Genomic DNA, 17468 nt, shown 5'->3' with positions numbered 1-17468 from the left:
AACAAAGAAGGAGAGACCTCTTGGAAGGTCCTGAAATCACCGCCACCGAGGCCGTTCTCGACAACGGCCGCTTCGGCACCCGCACCATCCGCTTCGAGACCGGCCGCCTCGCGCAGCAGGCTCAGGGCGCAGTCGCCGCGTACCTCGACGGCGAGACCATGCTCCTCTCGGCCACGAGCGCGGGCAAGCACCCTCGCGAGGGCTTCGACTTCTTCCCGCTCACGGTCGATGTCGAAGAGCGCTCGTACGCCGCAGGCAAGATCCCCGGCTCGTTCTTCCGTCGTGAGGGTCGCCCCTCCACCGAGGCGATCCTCGTCTGCCGTCTGATCGACCGTCCGCTGCGTCCGTCGTTCGTCGACGGTCTGCGCAACGAGGTCCAGGTCGTCATCACCGTGATGTCGATCGCTCCGGGCGAGTTCTACGATGCTCTCGCCATCAACGCCGCATCCGCGTCGACGCAGATCTCGGGTCTTCCGTTCTCGGGCCCCGTCGCCGGTGTGCGCCTCGCGTTCATCCCCGGTCACGGCGAGCACGCCGACCAGTGGGTCGCGTTCCCGAACGCCGAGCAGGTCTCTGAGGCCGTGTTCGACCTGATCGTCGCCGGCCGCGTCGTCACCAAGTCCGATGGCACCGAAGACGTCGCGATCATGATGGTCGAGGCTGAGGCCACCGAGGGCAGCTGGAACCTGATCAAGGCCGGCGCCACCAAGCCCGACGAGACCATCGTCGCGCAGGGCCTCGAGGCATCGAAGCCGTTCATCGCTCAGCTCGTCAAGGCTCAGGCAGAGCTGGCAGCGACCTCGTCGAAGGAGCCGGGCGTCTACCCGGTCTTCCCGGCATACAGCCAGGAGGTCTACGACTTCGTCGCCGGCCGTTCCTACGACGACCTCGTCGGCGTCTACCAGATCGCCGACAAGGTCGAGCGTCAGACGTCCGACGACGCGATCAAGGATCGCGTCAAGGCGCAGCTCATCGAGGCGACCGAGGCGGGCGACCTTCCTGCCGCCGCGCCGCTCGAGTTCTCCGCGGCGTACAAGTCCGTCACGAAGAAGATCGTCCGCGGCCGCATCCTCACCGAGGGCGCGCGCATCGACGGTCGTGGCCTGGCTGACATCCGTCCGCTCGACGCCGAGGTGCAGGTCATCCCGCGCGTGCACGGTTCCGCGATCTTCCAGCGCGGCGAGACCCAGATCCTGGGTGTCACCACCTTGAACATGCTCAAGATGGAGCAGCAGATCGACTCGCTGTCGCCCGTCACGAGCAAGCGCTACATGCACCACTACAACTTCCCGCCGTACTCGACCGGTGAGACCGGCCGTGTCGGTTCGCCGAAGCGTCGCGAGATCGGGCACGGCTTCCTCGCCGAGCGCGCCCTCGTGCCGGTTCTGCCGAGCCGCGAGGAGTTCCCCTACGCGATCCGTCAGGTCTCCGAGGCGCTGAGCTCCAACGGCTCCACGTCGATGGGCTCTGTCTGCGCGTCGACCCTGTCGCTGCTGAACGCGGGTGTGCCGCTGCGCGCAGCCGTCGCCGGCATCGCCATGGGTCTCGTCTCCGATGAGGTCGACGGTGAGACCCGCTACGCGGCGCTGACCGACATCCTCGGCGCGGAAGACGCTCTGGGTGACATGGACTTCAAGGTCGCGGGTACCGGTGAGTTCATCACCGCCATCCAGCTCGACACGAAGCTCGACGGCATCCCGACGTCGGTTCTCGCAGGTGCGCTCACGCAGGCCCGCGATGCTCGTCTGACGATCCTCAATGTCCTGAACGCCGCGATCGACGCTCCCGACGAGATGGCGCCGACCGCGCCTCGCGTCATCAGCGTGCAGATCCCGGTCGACAAGATCGGCGAGCTGATCGGCCCGAAGGGCAAGACGATCAACGCGATCCAGGATGAGACCGGTGCGCAGATCTCCATCGAGGAGGACGGCACCGTCTACATCGGCGCGACCGACGGCCCCTCGGCCGAGGCCGCCCGTGCCCAGGTCAACGCGATCGCCAACCCGACCAACCCCGAGGTGGGCGAGCAGTTCCTCGGAACCGTCGTCAAGATCGCGACGTTCGGTGCGTTCGTCTCGCTGCTTCCTGGCAAGGACGGCCTGCTGCACGTCACCGAGGTGCGCAAGCTCGCCGGTGGCAAGCGTGTCGAGAACGTCGACGACGTGCTGTCGGTCGGTCAGAAGATCCTCGTGAAGATCACGAAGATCGATGACCGTGGCAAGCTCTCGCTCGAGCCCGTGCTCGACGACGCTCCTGCAGCGGACGCAGCTTCTGCTGAAGAGGCCGCAGCCGAGTAATCGGCGGCGCTTCCAGACGGAGCCCGGGTCGTCCTCGCGGACGGCCCGGGTTTCGTCGTATCCGACGTGACCAAACCGTTATCGGAAGTTCTCGCGCCGTTCCCTGGATTGGTCGGCGTGTTCGCGGATCTCGCTTACTCTCGAAGTACGCACCGGGGGGTGCATTCGAGGCAGTGACGCAGGTCGGTACGCACCGATCGACGGGGGTGAGGATATGCGGTTGTTCAGTGTAGGCGCAGGAGCGTCGGCTGAGCGTGCGCAGCAGGGCACGGCAGAGCACCCGTCCGCACCCATACCCATCGTCGGCCCCGGAATAGGAGAGAGCATCCGCGTACCTCTCGGCGAGACCGGTCTCGAGACATTTCCGCTGATGCTCGGTGCGGCCGAGTTCGGCTGGAACGTCGATCTCGAGACGAGCCACGGGATCCTCGACCGCTATGTGGAGTTCGGCGGCAACGCGATCCACACGGCAGACGGCTTCTCCGGCGGCCGCAGCGAGCACATCATCGGCCAGTGGCTGCAGTCCAGAGGGCGGCGTGATCGTGCCCTGTTGAGCGTGCGGATCGGAGCCCACGCAGACAACCCGGGTCTCGGCTCGGTGAACCTCGTTCGCGCGGTCGAAGGCTCGCTCACGCGTCTGGGTGTCGACCGCATCGACGTGCTGTATCTCGACGCGACCCTCGACCGCACGACGAACCTCGAAGACACGCTCGCGACCGTCGAGTGGATGGTCGACGCGGGCAAGATCGGCGCCCTCGGCGCATACGGATTCGCACCCGAGCGGCTCGTGGAGGCGCGCATCCTCGCTTCCGCCGGGTACCCCCGCATCCAGGTGATCGATTCTCCGTACAACCTCATCCGTCGTCAGCCGTTCGAAGGCGATCTTCGTCTCGTCGCCGGCGCGCAGAGCCTCGCCGTCACGCCGTCGCACGCCCTCGAGCACGGCTTCCTGTCCGGCAGACACCGCAGCAAGGCGATGACCTCGCAGGGTGTGCGCGGAGAGCAGCTCCGCGGTCACCTGAACCGTCGTGGCACGAAGATCCTGCGCGCTCTCGACCAGGTGGCGACCGAACTCGAGGTTCCGGTGGCGGCGGTGTCGATCGCCTGGCTCCTCGCGCAGCGCACCATCGCGGCACCGATCGTCAACACCTTCGCGACAGACCATGTCGACGAGCTGATGCAGGGCGCCGGCGTCACACTCTCGCGCGCGCAGGTCGCCGAACTCACGCGCGCCGGCAACTGAGCGTCGTAACGCCTCTGTCACAGACCTGGCATAGGGTGGAGTGAATCCGGCAAACGCTGTCGATGGAGCGAGCGAGTTTGTGACGCATTACATATATCTGGTCAGACACGGCGAACATCAGGACGCCGAACACGGTCTCGCTGACGGCCCCCTCTCGCCTCGCGGCCAGCGTCAGGCCGAGCTCATCGCCGACCGGCTCTCCGGACTGCCGCTCGATGCCGTCTGGCACTCGCCTCTGCTGCGTGCGAACGAGACGGCTCGGGCGATCGCGCAACGACTTCCGTCGGTCGACCCCGAACCGACCGCACTGCTCTTCGACTGCGTGCCCACGGGGATGACCGACGAGACGCCCGCAGCCTACGAGCCGTTCTTCGGCTCGATCACCGAGGCCGAACTCGACGCGGGACGTGCCCAGATGTTCGACGCGGTCAACGAGTTCCTGGTGCGCAAGCCGGGTGATGTGCACGAGGTGCTCATCACCCACAACTTCGTGATCTCGTGGTTCGTGCGAGAGGTCCTCGGCGCCCCGGAGTGGCGATGGATGACTCTGAATCAAGCGCACTGCGGGCTGACCGTGATCGCGCAGAAGCAGGGGCGTCCGTGGACGCTGCTCACGCACAACGACACCGGGCATCTTCCGGTCGAGCTGCGCACGGGCATCCCCGACGCGATGCCGGTCTGATTCCCGATACCCCGGCCCGCCGCGGCGGTCGGGGTACCGTCGAGAAATAGACTGAACGCATGACCACCCAGGTAGCACTCGTCGGCGGAACCGGGAAGCTCGGATCGATCATCGGTGCGGTGATCGATGAGCTCGAGGGCTTCGAGGTGAGTCGCGTGCTCACCTCTCGAAGCGACCTCGCCGAACTCGACGGAGCGGATCTCGTGATCGACGCCACCACGCCTCAGGTGAGCGTCGACGTCGTGCGCGCTGCGGTGGAGCGTCAGATCAACGTCCTGGTGGCGACCTCGGGATGGTCCACGGAGCGCATCGCTCTGGTGCGTCCGCTGGTCGAGAACGCCGGCACCGGGGTCGTCTTCATCCCGAACTTCTCGCTGGGATCGGTGCTCGGCTCAGCTCTGGCCGCCGCAGCCGCGCCGTTCTTCGGATCGGCCGAGATCGTCGAGGCGCATCACGAGGCGAAGGTCGACTCTCCGAGCGGCACCGCGGTGCGCACCGCCGAGCTCATCGCCGCTGCTCGAGCCGAGCAGGGGCCCGTCAGCGCTCCGCACGCCGATCAGCGCGCGAGGGGGCAGCAGGTGGGCAGCGTGCCGATCCATTCGCTGCGACGTCCTGGCGTCATCGCGAAGCAGGAGGTCATCCTCTCGGGTCCAGGCGAATCCCTGACGTTCACTCATGACACGGTCGAGCCGGCGCTCGCGTACGCTCCGGGAATCCGTCTGGCCGTGCCGTTCGCGGCCCAGGCGAACGGGGTCTTCGTAGGGCTGGAGAGCATGATCGACATCGGCATCCGCTCGTGATGTCGCGGATCGGCGTCGGCCTCATGGCCGCGGCGCTTCTGGTCTATCTCGCGGTCTCCGTGTGGTTGGCTGTGATGTTCTTCGCCGTCGGGACGCCGGTGTCGATCGGCATGGGCGTCGCGTTGATCGTGCTCACGCCGATCGGCGCCTGGGCGCTCATCCGCGAGATGCAGTTCGGGTTCGCTGCCGATCGGCTGGGTCGTGAGCTCGATGCTGAAGGAGGCATGCCAGAGGCGGAGTCCGAGCTCACTCCCAGCGGGCGTATCGCCCGAGCCGACGCCGACCCGCTGATCGCTCGGTACGCGGGAGAGGCGGACGCCGCGCCGTCGGACTGGCGCGCGCGGTACCGCCTCGGCGTGGTTCAGGATGCGGCGGGGCGTCGAAAGGACGCCCGCGCCAGCATCCGTGAGGCTATTCGCGTCGCTCGCGGCTGACCGGACTCAGGCGAGCGTGGCCTCGAGCGTGATCTCGATGCCGGCCAGAGCCTGCGAGACCGGGCAGCCGACCTTCGCCTCAGCGGCGATTCGCTGGAAGTCCTCGGGAGAGAGCCCGGGAACGACGGCGTTGACGTTCAGGTGGCTTCCGCTGATTCCGACGCCGGGTTTGAAGGTGACCGACGCGCTCGTGTTGACGCGCTCCGGCGGAGTGCCGTTCTCCGAGAGCGCGTGGGACAGCGCCATGCTGAAGCACGAGGCGTGAGCCGCGGCGATCAGCTCCTCGGGGGTGGTGGTGGTGTCGCTGCCCTCGCTGCGAGCCTTCCAGTTGATCGGGAAGGTGCCGAGCTTCGACGAGGAGAACGCGACTGTGCCCGAGCCCTCTGCGAGGGATCCGGTCCAGGTGGTGGTGGCTTCGCTGGTGACGGGCATGATTCCTCCGTTGTCTCACGCGCTGCTCGATGTGCGGATCGCGTGTTCGGCCAGCCTATCGACCGGTCGCCCGCGGCGGAACAGCAGCCTCAGGCGGTGGACGCGGCACGGCCGATGACGCCGGCCCGCTGCAGCAGCAGATAGATCTGGCAGCCGAGGCAGAACGAGAATGCGGCGTTGAGGAAGGCCGCGATGAATGCGGCCGCAGTCGCGATGGGCAACGCCCAGGGCACACCGGCGAGGTGCAGCAGGAGACCGATCGTGACGACGAAGAGACCGACTCCCTGAGCGAAGCGAGGAGGTCTCGGGTCCTCGAGCTCGGTCGGAGGCGCCAGCCTCGGACGGACCAGCCGGCGGAACAGGACGCCCCAGGGGGCGGTCGTCGGCGACAGGACACTCCACAGGAACAGCAGCGCGATCACGACGGTGAGAAGGAACCCCGGGTCCAGCGCGCGCTGTGCGAGCGTCGCCGAGCTGACAGCCCAGGTGTCCGAACCCAGGTCGGCTGACGCCAGCGGTTGGTAGGCGAACCAGCCGAACGTCCGGGCGGTCGAGATGCCGATCAGCCCGAGGAACGTCGCGACGAGCAGCAGCACCGTCGTGATCGTCGCTGCGAAGCGCGGCCCCCGGGGGTCGATGCCTGCGGGTGTGGTCATCTGTGTTCCATCCTCGTCCGTCTCATACGGCGGCCAGCGCTTCCGTCAGGGCGTGACGGTGCGGCACGCCGTGGAATCGTGCGCGGACGGCGCCTGATCCGTCGATGACGAAAGTCGTCGGCGTCTGCAGGACTCTGTAGCGGGCTGAAAGATCGGGACGATGCGTCAGGTCGACCTCGACATGGTTCAGGCCGTCCGACTCGGCGGCGTATCCGCTCAGCATCCGTCGCACCTGCGGGCAGCGGGTGCACATCTCCGTGCTGAACTGCACGAAGGTCGCGCGGGCGCCCAGCTGCGCCCCACCGGCGTCCGCCGGATCGAATCTCAGGTGGCCGCCCCTGCGGCGCCGTCCGTCGAGCAGACGCAGCACGATGCCGATGGCGGCGGCGAACACGAGCAGCGCCGCGGTGATACCGAAGGCGAGCGTGGGCGACATGGCTCGAGAATACGGTGCTCTGAGAGCGTCGAGGCCGATATGTCGCATCGTGACGAACCGGCTCCTGCGTCCTCGGGGCGGGTAGTCTGGCACACATGAGCGCAGCCGTCCCGACGCCGTATGAAGACCTTCTCCGAGACGTGCTGGAGTCGGGCACCCACAAGTCGGATCGCACCGGCACCGGTACCACCAGCGTCTTCGGCAGGCAGATCCGCTTCGACCTCTCGCAGGGCTTCCCGCTGATCACGACGAAGCGCGTGCACTTCAAGTCGATCGCGTACGAACTCCTGTGGTTCCTCCGGGGCGACTCGAACGTGAAGTGGCTGCAGGACCACGGCGTCACGATCTGGGACGAGTGGGCGGATGCCTCCGGAGATCTGGGCCCCGTCTACGGCGTCCAGTGGCGGAGCTGGCCGACCCCCGACGGCGGGAGCATCGATCAGCTCGCGCAGGTGATCGAGCAGATCCGTCAGACTCCCGACTCCCGCCGACTCATCGTGTCTGCCTGGAACCCGGCCGACATCCCCGACATGGCGCTCGCTCCCTGCCACGCGCTCTTCCAGTTCTACGTCGCAGACGGCAAGCTCTCCTGCCAGCTCTACCAGCGCAGCGCCGATCTCTTCCTCGGGGTCCCGTTCAACATCGCGTCCTACGCGCTGCTCACCCTGATGGTCGCGCAGCAGGTCGGACTCGAGCCCGGCGACTTCGTCTGGACGGGGGGCGACTGCCACATCTACGACAACCATCTCGAGCAGGTGAACGAACAGCTGACTCGCGACCCCTACCCGTACCCGACGCTGCGGTTCGCTCGGAAGCCGGAGTCGATCCTCGACTACAGCTACGACGACTTCATCGTCGAGGACTACCAGCACCACGCTCCGATCCGGGCGGCGGTCGCGGTATGACCTGGGTCGGGCTGATCTGGGCAGAAGCCCACGGCGGCGTCATCGGAGCAGAGGGCGGCATGCCCTGGAACGTCCCCGAGGACCTCGCGCATTTCAAAGAGGTCACACTCGGTGCTCCCGTGATCATGGGACGCAAGACGTGGGACTCGCTCCCCGAGCGATTCCGTCCGCTCCCCGGACGCGAGAACATCGTCATCACCCGCCAGCAGGACTGGTCCGCAGACGGGGCTCGTCGCGCGGCGGCGGTGACGGATGCGGTGCGAGGCCACGACAGGGTCTGGATCATCGGCGGAGCCGAGATCTTCCGCCTCGTGATCGCCGATGCTGATCGACTCGAGGTCACAGAGCTCGACATCGATGTCACCGGTGACGCCTACGCGCCGTCGAAGGCCGGGTGGCGCCTCGTCGACGAGGGGGAGTGGCAGACGTCGCGCTCCGGCATCCGCTATCGCTTCCTCGGATACGAGCGCTGATGCCCACCGCGCTGATCACAGGTGCCAGCGCCGGACTCGGCGCCGAGTTCGCGCGCCAGCTCGCGCGTCGTCGCGCCGATCTCGTGCTCGTCGCCCGGTCGGCGGATGCTCTCGAGAGTGTCGCTGCCGAGCTGCGTGGCGAATACGGCATCGCGGTCGAGATCCTCGTCGCGGATCTCTCCGTGTCTGCCGATGTGGACCGCGTCGCCGATCGTCTCCGCGACGCCTCCGACCCGGTGGATCTGTTGATCAACAACGCCGGCTTCGGGTTGCCGCTGCAGTTCGCCGACAACGACATCGACGACGAGGTGCGGCATCTCCGCGTCCACGTCGAGGCGTCGATGCGCCTCATGCATGCGGCGCTCGGGTCGATGCGCGGCCGCGGCGGCCGCATCATCAACGTCGCCTCCGTCGCCGGCTTCATCTCCCGCTCGACCTACTCGGCCTGCAAGAGCTGGCTCATCAGCTTCAGTCGCTGGGCGAATGCGGAGTACTCCCGTGACCGTGTCACGGTCACCGCGGTCTGCCCCGGTTTCACGCATACGACCTTCCACGAGCGGATGGGGCTCGCACCCGGGCACGAGGGCGTTCCGGCGTTCATGTGGCTCGACGCACGTGACGTCGTGCGTGAGGGACTCCGTGATGCGGCACGGGGCAAGGCGGTCTCGATTCCCTCGCTGCGCTACAAGTCGATCGTGGCGATCGCTAGTCTGCTGCCGAGCGCGCTGACCGCCGGTGTCGCCCGACGAGGTCGCGTCTGACCTGACGCCGACGGCACTCCGCCACGAGCGGGTGCTGCGCGATCAGCGGAATCTACCCAGGCGGATGCCGGCGTAGGCGATCGCTGCCACGGTCTCTCCATCGGTGATCCGCCCGTCGGCGATCATGCTGAGCGCCTCGGAGAACGGCACCCAGGTGACGGCGTCGATGCCCTCCTCCGCCCGGGTGTGCGTCGAGTCGTCCGCGGGAGTCATGACGCGGGCGAGGAACACATGCTCTGGCGCGTGGGCGATCCCGTTCAGGGCGTTCATGGTTCCGAGCGACGTCCAGTCCTCGGCGACGAATCCCGTCTCCTCGAGCAGCTCGCGCTGCGCGGCCACGAGCGGATCCTCACCGTCGCTTCCCCCGGCAGGCACCTCGATCGAGACGCCTGTCGTGTAGCGCTCGAGCGAGATGAGGCAGACGCGGTCCTCGTCATCGAGCGCGACCACGAAGACCGCCGGATGCCGCATGGTCACCACGCCGTAGATCCCGTCGCCCCCGGGGCCCGTCACCTGGTCCTCCCTCACCTCGATCCACCGGTTCTCGTACACCGTCGATGACTCGCGTGTGACCCATGCCATGGAGTCGAGCCTATGCGGATCCCTAGTATCGACTGCATGGGATGGCTGTTCGACAGGAAGCGCGACCCTGAGGATGCCAACGAGATGCTGCGCCGATACAACGAAACGGAAGCCGCGCGACTCGCTGCGATGACTTCCGGCGTCGCGGGGGAGACTGCGACGGGTGACGGCACTCGCGTTCCGGCGTCGGCTTCGCTGTCGGTGCCCTCGAGTTCGGCCGAGTTCCTGGTCGAGGACGTCTTCACCATCACCGGGCGCGGAACGGTCGCGACAGGCAGGGTCACGTCGGGCGTGCTGCGGGTGGATGACGACATAGTGGTGCTGCGCGACGGAGCTCTGCAGGCGCAGACGCGGATCAGCGGCATCGAGATGTTCCGGAAGCGCGTGAACGAGGCGACGGTGGGAGAGCTGTCTGGTCTGGTGCTCCGGGAGAAGATAGCGATCGCCCGCGGAGATGTCATCAGCCTGACGCCGTCTGGGTGAGCGGCACGCGAACCGATACGCTGGGGGCATGACGCACTCGGGCAACCCTTTCGGACAGGTTCTCGTCGCGCTCGTCACTCCGATGACGGCCGACGGTGAAGTCGATTGGCCCGCCGTCGAGAAGCACATCGATGACGTCATCACCGCCGGTGCTGACGGAATCGTCGTGACGGGAACGACCGGCGAGACCTCGACCCTGACGGACCCCGAGAAGCTCAAGCTCGTCGAGGTCGGGAAGTCGGTCTCCGCCGGCCGCGCGAAGATCATCACGGGCGGCGGATCGAACGAGACCGCGCACGCGATAGAGCTGTACAAGGCCAGCGAGAAGGCCGGCGCAGACGGCATCATGATCGTCACGCCGTACTACAACAAGCCGACACAGGCCGGCATCCTGACCCACTTCCGTCTCGTCGCTGACGCCACGGACCTCCCGGTGATCCTGTACGACATCCCTGGACGCACGGGTGTGCCGATCAAGTACGAGACCATCCTCCGGCTCGCGAAGCACCCGAACATCCTCGCCGTGAAGGACGCCAAGGGCGACTTCTCCGAGGTGAGCCGCGTCTTGAACCAGACCGACCTCATGTACTTCTCGGGCGACGACGCCAACGTGCTGCCGCATCTCGCGATAGGCGCGACCGGCCTGATCGGCGTGACCGCGAACGTCGCGGCGGCGCCGTACCGAACCATCATCGACGCCGTCAACCGAGGCGATCTCGCGACAGCGACTGCTGAGCACAAACGCCTCGAGCCGCTGGTGCGCGCCGTCATGACGCACGTGCCGGGCACTGTCGCGGCGAAGTACATCCTGCACGGGCTCGGCCGCATCTCGAGCCCGCGCGTGCGTCTGCCGCTCGTCGGCCCAGAAGAGTGGGAGGCCGCCCTCATCGAGGACGAGCTCGATCTCGTGAGGGACGTCCCCGGGGCAGACTTCTCCAACTTCCGCCCCGACCGCAACGCGGCCGCTGGCGGTGCCCTGCCGAAGGTGCACGGCACAACACGCTGAGACCGAACGCGGTGAGCCGCGTCACAACGAACGAACGGACGCGTCGAGCGTCCGACTGAGGAGACAGCATGTCCATCCCGATCGCAGACCCCGCAGCACTCGAAGAAGGGACGCTCCGGGTCACCCCGCTCGGCGGCCTCGGCGAGATCGGTCGCAACATGACCATCTTCGAGTTCGACGGGAAGATCCTGATCGTCGACTGCGGAGTTCTCTTCCCCGAGGAGCACCAGCCGGGAGTCGACCTGATCCTGCCCGACTTCGAGCCGATCAAGGGCCGCCTCGACGACATCGTCGGTGTCGTCCTCACCCACGGTCACGAGGACCACATCGGTGCGGTTCCGTATCTGCTGCGTCTGAAGAGCGACATCCCCGTGATCGGTTCCGGCCTCACGCTCGCGCTGGTCGAGGCGAAGCTGAAGGAACACCGCATCAAGGCGTACACGCTCACTGTGAAAGAGGGGCAGCGCGAGAAGGTCGGACCCTTCGACCTCGAGTTCGTCGCTGTGAACCACTCGATCCCCGACGCCCTCGCCGTCGCGATCCGCACTCCCGCCGGCCTCGTGCTGGCGACCGGCGACTTCAAGATGGACCAGCTGCCGCTCGACGGACGCATCACCGACCTTCGTGCCTTCGCCCGCCTGGGTGAGGAGGGAGTCGACCTCTTCCTCGTCGACTCGACCAACGCCGACGTGCCGGGGTTCACACCCACCGAGCGCTCGATCGGGCCTGTGCTCGATCAGGTCATCGGCAAGGCTCCGAGGCGAGTCATCGTCGCGAGCTTCTCCAGCCACGTGCACCGGGTGCAGCAGGTCCTCGACGCCGCGGCGGCGCACGGTCGCCGGGTGGCGCTGCTCGGGCGCAGCATGCTGCGCAACATGACGATCGCCGAGGACCTGGGCTACCTGAAGGTGCCGAGCGGCCTGCTGATCGACTACAAGAAGGCGCGAGATCTTCCCGACGACAAGATCGTCTACATGTCGACCGGCTCGCAGGGCGAGCCCATGGCCGTCCTGAGCCGCATGGCGAACCTCGATCACGCGATCGAGCCCGGCGAGGGCGACACCGTGATCCTGGCCTCCAGCCTGATCCCCGGAAACGAGAACGCCGTCTACCGCGTGATCGACGGACTCACCAAGCTCGGCGCGAACGTCGTGCACAAGGCGAACGCCAAGGTGCACGTCTCGGGGCACGCCGCGGCAGGCGAGCTGATCTACTGCTACAACATCCTCAAGCCCAAGAACGTGCTTCCCGTGCACGGCGAGTACCGTCACCTGATCGCCAACGCCAAGCTGGCTCAGGACACGGGAGTCGCGGCCGAGCGCACGATCATCGCGTCGAACGGCACCGTGATCGATCTGAAGGACGGCGACGCGCGCGTGGTCGGTCAGCTCGACCTCGGGTTCGTCTACGTCGACGGCTCGACTGTCGGCGCGATCACCGACGCAGATCTCAAGGACCGCCGGATTCTGGCCGAAGAAGGCTTCGTCTCGGTGATCGTCGTGGTGGATGCCGCGACGGGTCGCATCATCTCGGGACCCGAGATCCACGCGCGCGGCATCGCCGAAGACGATTCCGTCTTCGATGACGTCACACCGAAGATCATCGCCGCGCTGAAGGAAGCATCCGGCAACGGCGTGCGTGACACCCACGCGCTCTCGCAGGTGATCCGCCGGACGATCGGGCGCTGGGTCAACCAGAAGCTCCGTCGTCGTCCGATGATCGTTCCCCTCGTCATCGAGGCGTGATCGGAGCAGCGCCGCGCGCGGGTTCACAGTCGACCGACATTCGGCTGTAACGCGAGCGGCATACGCTCTCCTCATGCCGGACGACTTCTCGATCCGACCCGCCGCACAGGCGGACGGGAGCTTCCTCGGCGACATGGTCGTCGAGGCGGCGAACTGGCGCTCGGGCGGAGCACGCCCGCGCCACGAGATCCTCACGGCCGTCGAGCATCGGCGCTACGTCTCCGGATGGATGCGACCCGCGGATGCGGGCTTCCTCGCCATCGATGCGGACGGGCGGCCGATCGGCGCGGCGTGGTACCGCATGCTCGCACCGGATGACGCGGGTTTCGGATTCGTCGGAACCGCGGTGCCGGAGCTCATCATCGGCGTGCAGCCGATCTGGCGTGCCCACGGCGTCGGGCGCACTCTGCTCCGACGACTCGTGGACCACGCCCGCGAGCAGGGACACCCCCGACTCAGCCTCAGCGTGGAACGGGACAACTTCGCGCGGACCCTGTATCGATCGGAGGGTTTCGTGGCCATCGACGCAGGAAGCGCCCGCGTCACGATGGTGCATCGCGGGTCCTGATCCATCGCCGCTCCGCCGGTGGAAAACGGCGGAATGCCGCGTCATTACGGGCCTATGTCGGCCTCTGGACGTAACGTGAGAGCATGGCCAGGAGTACCACGAAGTCAGCGCGCGCGTCCGAGAGCGCCACGCCTCGCCCGAAGAGGCAGGCTGCTCCGAAGGCTCAGGCAGCCCCCAAGAAGTACATCGACGAGGTCGACAAGCCCCCGGTGGCGGTGCGGGCCTGGAACGGCCTCGCCCACGGTGTCGGCGGACTGTTCCGAGCTTTCGGGCCCGAGACTCTCGAGAAGGACGATCGGCGCGATGGCTTCCCGTTCCTGCTCGTGCTGTTGGCGATCGCCGGCGCCGTCAACGAATGGTTCTTCATCGGCAACGAGGTCGCCTCGAACATCAGCGCCTACTCGGTGGGTCTTCTCGTCGGACGCGTGGCCTTCGTCATGCCGGTCCTGCTCCTGCTGCTCGCCGGCTGGCTGTTCCGTCATCCGTCGTCCGTGCATGACAACGGGCGCATCGGCATCGGGTTCGGGCTGTTCGTCCTCGCCCTCGCGGGCTTCTGTCACACCGCGGCCGGCCGAGCCGATTCCGCAGGTCTGCTCGTGCGACCACAGCCCAAGGACGGCATGCCTGCGCTCAGCGAGGCGGGCGGACTGTTCGGCTGGATGCTCGGGGAGCCACTGTCGTATCTCACCCCGGTCGGCGCGTACATCGTGCTGTCGGTCCTCGCCGCTCTCAGCATCCTGATCCTGACCAAGACCCCGCCGAACCGCATCGGTCAGCGCCTCGGGGATCTCTACGCGTGGATGTTCGACGCCGAGCGCCCGGAGAAGTCGGCGAAGGATGCCGCGGAGGTCGACGAGGCTGACAAGGTCGACGACCCGGATGTACTGCCGTGGTGGCGGCGTAACAAGACCGGCCGCGAGGAGGACCCCGACGAGGGGACCCTCGGCTCCGACGACATCACCGCGCTTCTCACCACCTCGGAGCCGACTCCTGCGTACGACCAGGCCGTCGTCGTGGAGAACCCCTCAGACGCCGCGACGGAGGTGTTGTCAGACGTGCGCTCGGTCACCGAGTCATTGGCCGGGCAGCAGACCACTGCGCTTCTCGATGACGAGTCCGACACGGGCGAGATGCCCGAGCTGCCGGGACTCGACGGCTTCGGAACACCTGGGCCGGGGGAGCGGGGCCCGCAGGCGCCGGTGACCCCATACGTGCTTCCGTCGCCGGGGCTCCTGGTCGAAGGACCGCCGCCGGTCGTGCGGTCCGAGGCGACCGACAAGGTGATCGAGCAGATCACGAGCGTGCTGACGCAGTTCAAGGTCGATGCGAAGGTCACAGGCTTCTCGCGTGGTCCGACGGTCACCCAGTACGAGGTGGAGGTCGGTCACGGTGTCAAGGTCGAGAAGATCCTCCAGCTGAGCAACAACTTCGCCTACGCGGTGGCGTCCAACGATGTGCGGATACTCTCGCCGATCCCCGGCAAGAGCGCGATCGGCATCGAGATACCCAACGCCGACAAGGAGATGGTCGCGCTCGGCGACGTGCTGCGGTCGCCGGCGGCGCACAAGAGCACGCACCCGATGACGATCGGCGTCGGAAAAGATGTCGGCGGGAACATCGTCATCGCCAACCTCGCGAAGATGCCCCACCTGCTGGTCGCGGGATCCACGGGGTCGGGTAAGTCCAGCTTCGTCAACTCGATGATCACGAGCCTGCTCATGCGGGCCCGGCCCACCGATGTGCGAATGGTCCTGATCGACCCGAAGCGCGTCGAGCTGACCAGCTACGCGGGCGTGCCGCACCTGATCACCCCCATCATCACGAATCCCAAGAAGGCCGCCGAGGCGCTCCAGTGGGTCGTGAAGGAGATGGACATGCGGTACGACGACCTCGCGTCGTTCGGGTTCCGCCACATCGACGACTTCAATAGGGCGGTCCGCGCGGGCGAGGTCGAGCTCCCCGTCGGCAGCGAACGCGTTCTCAAGCCGTACCCGTACCTTCTCGTGGTCGTCGATGAGCTCGCCGACCTGATGATGGTCGCCCCGCGAGATGTCGAAGACTCGATCGTCCGCATCACCCAGCTCGCGCGAGCATCCGGAATCCACCTGGTGCTCGCCACCCAGCGACCCAGCGTCGACGTCGTGACCGGTCTGATCAAGGCCAACGTCCCGTCGCGCCTCGCGTTCGCCGTGACGAGCGTCACCGACAGCCGCGTGATCCTCGACAGCCCCGGCGCCGACAAGCTGATCGGCCAGGGTGACGCGCTGTTCTCCCCGATGGGATCCTCCAAGCCGTTCCGTCTGCAGGGTGCATGGGTCGACGAGAAGGAGATCGACGCGGTCGTCAAGCACGTCACGCGTCAGGCTCGCCCCGACTACCGCGCCGATGTGCAGGAGGCGCTCGAGCCTGCGAAGAAGAAGGAGGTCGATGAGGACATCGGTGATGATCTCGAGCTCCTTCTCGCGGCCGCCGAACTCATCGTGTCGTCGCAGTTCGGTTCGACGTCGATGCTGCAGCGCAAGCTGCGCGTCGGCTTCGCCAAGGCGGGTCGCCTGATGGACCTCCTCGAGTCGCGAGAGATCGTCGGCCCGTCCGAAGGCTCCAAGGCCCGCGACGTGCTGGCGACGGCCGAGCAGCTGCCCCAGGTCATGGCGAAGCTTCGAGGCGACGATGCTCCGCCGAAGCCGGCTGCTCCCACTGCGGCTGCGACCGCGGCCGGAACCCCGCATGACCCGGTCGAAGCCCAGTTCCAGGGGCTGCCGGTGGTAGAGGCTGATGACGACGGCGACGAAGACGCCTGGGGACTGACAGGACGAGACTGATGACCATTCCACGGCAGCTTCCCAACGCGATCACCGTCGCGCGCATCCCGCTCGCGGTGATCTTCTTCGTCCTGCTTCTGATGGGCGGAACGTACGGGCTCGACGACATCGTCATCCGATGGGTTGCAGCGATCCTCTTCGTCGTGGGCATCTCCACCGACTGGGTCGACGGCTATCTGGCGCGTCGCTACGACATCGTCACGGACTTCGGCAAGCTGTGGGACCCGATCGCCGACAAGCTGCTCACGGGGGCGGGCTTCATCGGCCTGGCCGTGCTCGGCGAGCTCAACTGGTGGGTCGTGATCGTGATCCTGATCCGCGAGTGGGGCATCACGATCCACCGCCTCATGGTCGCGAAGGAGCACGTCGTGGCGGCCGCGTGGATGGGCAAGGTCAAGACCGCGGTTCAGGCCGTGGCTCTTTCCTGGGCGCTGCTCCCGCTGCACGTGGTGATAGGACCTCAGCTGTGGGTGGTCGGGACCGCGATCCTGATGATCCTGGCGCTGATCCTCACGGTGGCGAGCGGCATCGACTACATCGTGGCGCAGGTGCGAGGGTCGCGGCAGCGGTCGTGACGTCGGCGTCGGAGGTGCTCGCCGCGCTGATCGAGCGCGGCTGGACTTTCGCAATAGCGGAGTCGCTGACGGGCGGTGCCCTCGCCGCCGAGTTCGTCTCCGTGCCTGGCGCGTCGGCATCGCTGCGGGGAGCGATCGTGGCCTACGCCACCCCGGTGAAACACACGCTGCTGGGCGTCGACGACGGCCTGCTCGATGCGCACGGGCCGGTGCACCGCGGCGTCGCGCTGCAGATGGCGGCGGGGGCGCGCCGAGCCATGGAGATCTCGGGAGTGCCTGCCGACGTGGGCGTCTCGACCACGGGGATCGCCGGACCGGATTCCCCCGACGGTCAGCCGGTCGGCACGGTGCACATCGCCGTCGTGACCCCTGATCGCTCCGTGAGCGAGGTCTTCAGGTTCGACGGCGATCGCGCACGGGTGCGGGCTCAGGCGGTCGATGCGGCCGTCGAGATGCTCGCACGGGTCGTCCGGGAATAGTCGACGCGTGCGTCCCGTTATCTCCTATGTGCTCACACCGAAAGCACAGCGTGCGAAGGTAGATTTTGTGAAGGTCGGTAGGACTAGAC

General features: G+C 67.1%; 19 protein-coding genes. 15 read left to right on the top strand and 4 right to left on the bottom strand.

Annotated features, from left to right (window positions below; genetic code table 11):
- The first annotated feature begins 20 nt into the window (after window positions 1-20).
- The 5 genes from RQG82_RS02390 (at window position 21) to RQG82_RS02370 (ending at window position 5456) form a co-directional block, all read left to right on the top strand.
- On the top strand, window positions 21-2297 hold the full coding sequence (locus RQG82_RS02390) for a polyribonucleotide nucleotidyltransferase (RefSeq protein ID WP_311257523.1): 2277 nt from the start codon (window positions 21-23) through the stop codon (window positions 2295-2297).
- A 214-nt stretch (window positions 2298-2511) separates the two neighbouring features.
- On the top strand, window positions 2512-3540 hold the full coding sequence (locus RQG82_RS02385) for an aldo/keto reductase (protein ID WP_311257522.1): 1029 nt from the start codon (window positions 2512-2514) through the stop codon (window positions 3538-3540).
- 79 nt (window positions 3541-3619) lie between these two features.
- Window positions 3620-4222: a histidine phosphatase family protein gene (locus tag RQG82_RS02380; protein WP_311257521.1), complete on the top strand. Its 603-nt coding sequence runs from the start codon at window positions 3620-3622 to the stop codon at window positions 4220-4222.
- 59 nt (window positions 4223-4281) lie between these two features.
- Complete coding sequence (gene dapB / locus RQG82_RS02375) at window positions 4282-5022, top strand: 4-hydroxy-tetrahydrodipicolinate reductase (RefSeq protein ID WP_311257520.1); 741 nt, start codon at window positions 4282-4284, stop codon at window positions 5020-5022.
- On the top strand, window positions 5022-5456 hold the full coding sequence (locus RQG82_RS02370; protein WP_311257797.1) for a hypothetical protein: 435 nt from the start codon (window positions 5022-5024) through the stop codon (window positions 5454-5456). Before dapB ends, RQG82_RS02370 begins: the two co-directional genes overlap by 1 nt.
- A gap of 6 nt (window positions 5457-5462) precedes the next feature.
- On the opposite strand, the gene RQG82_RS02365 is transcribed toward RQG82_RS02370, so the two are convergent.
- The 3 genes from RQG82_RS02365 to RQG82_RS02355 form a co-directional block, all read right to left on the bottom strand.
- Complete coding sequence (locus RQG82_RS02365; RefSeq protein ID WP_042541785.1) at window positions 5463-5888, bottom strand: OsmC family peroxiredoxin; 426 nt, start codon at window positions 5886-5888, stop codon at window positions 5463-5465.
- 89 nt (window positions 5889-5977) lie between these two features.
- Complete coding sequence (locus tag RQG82_RS02360) at window positions 5978-6544, bottom strand: DUF4395 domain-containing protein (RefSeq protein WP_311257519.1); 567 nt, start codon at window positions 6542-6544, stop codon at window positions 5978-5980.
- 22 nt (window positions 6545-6566) lie between these two features.
- Entirely contained in the window at window positions 6567-6980 is a 414-nt protein-coding gene (locus tag RQG82_RS02355; protein ID WP_311257518.1) for a thioredoxin family protein, read from the bottom strand.
- 95 nt (window positions 6981-7075) lie between these two features.
- On the opposite strand from RQG82_RS02355, the gene RQG82_RS02350 reads away from it, so the two are divergent.
- Genes RQG82_RS02350 through RQG82_RS02340 form a run of 3 tightly spaced genes read left to right on the top strand, consistent with a single transcriptional unit; the run spans window position 7076 to window position 9119 of the window.
- Window positions 7076-7885: a thymidylate synthase gene (locus RQG82_RS02350; RefSeq protein WP_311257517.1), complete on the top strand. Its 810-nt coding sequence runs from the start codon at window positions 7076-7078 to the stop codon at window positions 7883-7885.
- Window positions 7882-8358, top strand: a complete 477-nt coding sequence (locus tag RQG82_RS02345; protein ID WP_311257516.1) for a dihydrofolate reductase — start codon at window positions 7882-7884, stop codon at window positions 8356-8358. Before RQG82_RS02350 ends, RQG82_RS02345 begins: the two co-directional genes overlap by 4 nt.
- Window positions 8358-9119, top strand: coding sequence for an SDR family oxidoreductase (locus tag RQG82_RS02340; protein WP_311257515.1), 762 nt, complete (start codon window positions 8358-8360; stop codon window positions 9117-9119). Before RQG82_RS02345 ends, RQG82_RS02340 begins: the two co-directional genes overlap by 1 nt.
- A 42-nt stretch (window positions 9120-9161) precedes the next feature.
- On the opposite strand, the gene RQG82_RS02335 is transcribed toward RQG82_RS02340, so the two are convergent.
- Window positions 9162-9701: an NUDIX hydrolase gene (locus tag RQG82_RS02335; RefSeq protein ID WP_311257514.1), complete on the bottom strand. Its 540-nt coding sequence runs from the start codon at window positions 9699-9701 to the stop codon at window positions 9162-9164.
- Between the two features lie 36 nt (window positions 9702-9737).
- On the opposite strand from RQG82_RS02335, the gene RQG82_RS02330 reads away from it, so the two are divergent.
- The 7 genes from RQG82_RS02330 (at window position 9738) to RQG82_RS02300 (ending at window position 17379) form a co-directional block, all read left to right on the top strand.
- A complete protein-coding gene (locus tag RQG82_RS02330; protein WP_311257513.1) occupies window positions 9738-10184 on the top strand; it encodes an EF-Tu/IF-2/RF-3 family GTPase in 447 nt (148 codons plus the stop codon).
- A 28-nt stretch (window positions 10185-10212) separates the two neighbouring features.
- Window positions 10213-11190, top strand: a complete 978-nt coding sequence (dapA, locus tag RQG82_RS02325) for a 4-hydroxy-tetrahydrodipicolinate synthase (protein ID WP_290159992.1) — start codon at window positions 10213-10215, stop codon at window positions 11188-11190.
- Between the two features lie 68 nt (window positions 11191-11258).
- A complete protein-coding gene (locus RQG82_RS02320) occupies window positions 11259-12935 on the top strand; it encodes a ribonuclease J (protein ID WP_311257512.1) in 1677 nt (558 codons plus the stop codon).
- Between the two features lie 73 nt (window positions 12936-13008).
- Window positions 13009-13503, top strand: a complete 495-nt coding sequence (locus RQG82_RS02315) for a GNAT family N-acetyltransferase (RefSeq protein WP_311257511.1) — start codon at window positions 13009-13011, stop codon at window positions 13501-13503.
- A gap of 83 nt (window positions 13504-13586) precedes the next feature.
- Complete coding sequence (locus RQG82_RS02310; RefSeq protein WP_311257510.1) at window positions 13587-16325, top strand: DNA translocase FtsK; 2739 nt, start codon at window positions 13587-13589, stop codon at window positions 16323-16325.
- The gene (pgsA, locus tag RQG82_RS02305; protein WP_311257509.1) at window positions 16325-16900 is read left to right on the top strand and encodes a CDP-diacylglycerol--glycerol-3-phosphate 3-phosphatidyltransferase; all 576 of its coding nucleotides are present in this window, start codon (window positions 16325-16327) and stop codon (window positions 16898-16900) included. Before RQG82_RS02310 ends, pgsA begins: the two co-directional genes overlap by 1 nt.
- Entirely contained in the window at window positions 16897-17379 is a 483-nt protein-coding gene (locus RQG82_RS02300) for a CinA family protein (RefSeq protein ID WP_311257508.1), read from the top strand. The genes pgsA and RQG82_RS02300 overlap by 4 nt, the downstream gene beginning before the upstream one ends.
- Window positions 17380-17468: the final 89 nt, after the last annotated feature.

The organism is Microbacterium sp. WCS2018Hpa-9 (assembly GCF_031843745.1).
In the GTDB taxonomy this organism is placed as follows: domain Bacteria; phylum Actinomycetota; class Actinomycetes; order Actinomycetales; family Microbacteriaceae; genus Microbacterium.
The sequence above is the reverse complement of the archived record's forward strand: the minus strand, read 5'-3'. Positions and strand labels throughout refer to the sequence as shown.

Bases quoted from the DNA above. Each gene is read 5' to 3' on its own strand.
- RQG82_RS02310 (WP_311257510.1), top strand. From the start codon at position 13,587: ATGGCCAGGAGTACCACGAAGTCAGCGCGCGCGTCCGAGAGCGCCACG.
- RQG82_RS02355 (WP_311257518.1), bottom strand. From the start codon at position 6,980: ATGTCGCCCACGCTCGCCTTCGGTATCACCGCGGCGCTGCTCGTGTTC.
- RQG82_RS02370 (WP_311257797.1), top strand. From the start codon at position 5,022: ATGTCGCGGATCGGCGTCGGCCTCATGGCCGCGGCGCTTCTGGTCTAT.
- RQG82_RS02315 (WP_311257511.1), top strand. From the start codon at position 13,009: ATGCCGGACGACTTCTCGATCCGACCCGCCGCACAGGCGGACGGGAGC.
- RQG82_RS02330 (WP_311257513.1), top strand. From the start codon at position 9,738: ATGGGATGGCTGTTCGACAGGAAGCGCGACCCTGAGGATGCCAACGAG.
- RQG82_RS02360 (WP_311257519.1), bottom strand. From the start codon at position 6,544: ATGACCACACCCGCAGGCATCGACCCCCGGGGGCCGCGCTTCGCAGCG.
- RQG82_RS02340 (WP_311257515.1), top strand. From the start codon at position 8,358: ATGCCCACCGCGCTGATCACAGGTGCCAGCGCCGGACTCGGCGCCGAG.
- dapA (WP_290159992.1), top strand. From the start codon at position 10,213: ATGACGCACTCGGGCAACCCTTTCGGACAGGTTCTCGTCGCGCTCGTC.
- RQG82_RS02350 (WP_311257517.1), top strand. From the start codon at position 7,076: ATGAGCGCAGCCGTCCCGACGCCGTATGAAGACCTTCTCCGAGACGTG.
- RQG82_RS02365 (WP_042541785.1), bottom strand. From the start codon at position 5,888: ATGCCCGTCACCAGCGAAGCCACCACCACCTGGACCGGATCCCTCGCA.
- RQG82_RS02385 (WP_311257522.1), top strand. From the start codon at position 2,512: ATGCGGTTGTTCAGTGTAGGCGCAGGAGCGTCGGCTGAGCGTGCGCAG.
- RQG82_RS02345 (WP_311257516.1), top strand. From the start codon at position 7,882: ATGACCTGGGTCGGGCTGATCTGGGCAGAAGCCCACGGCGGCGTCATC.
- dapB (WP_311257520.1), top strand. From the start codon at position 4,282: ATGACCACCCAGGTAGCACTCGTCGGCGGAACCGGGAAGCTCGGATCG.
- RQG82_RS02335 (WP_311257514.1), bottom strand. From the start codon at position 9,701: ATGGCATGGGTCACACGCGAGTCATCGACGGTGTACGAGAACCGGTGG.
- pgsA (WP_311257509.1), top strand. From the start codon at position 16,325: ATGACCATTCCACGGCAGCTTCCCAACGCGATCACCGTCGCGCGCATC.
- RQG82_RS02320 (WP_311257512.1), top strand. From the start codon at position 11,259: ATGTCCATCCCGATCGCAGACCCCGCAGCACTCGAAGAAGGGACGCTC.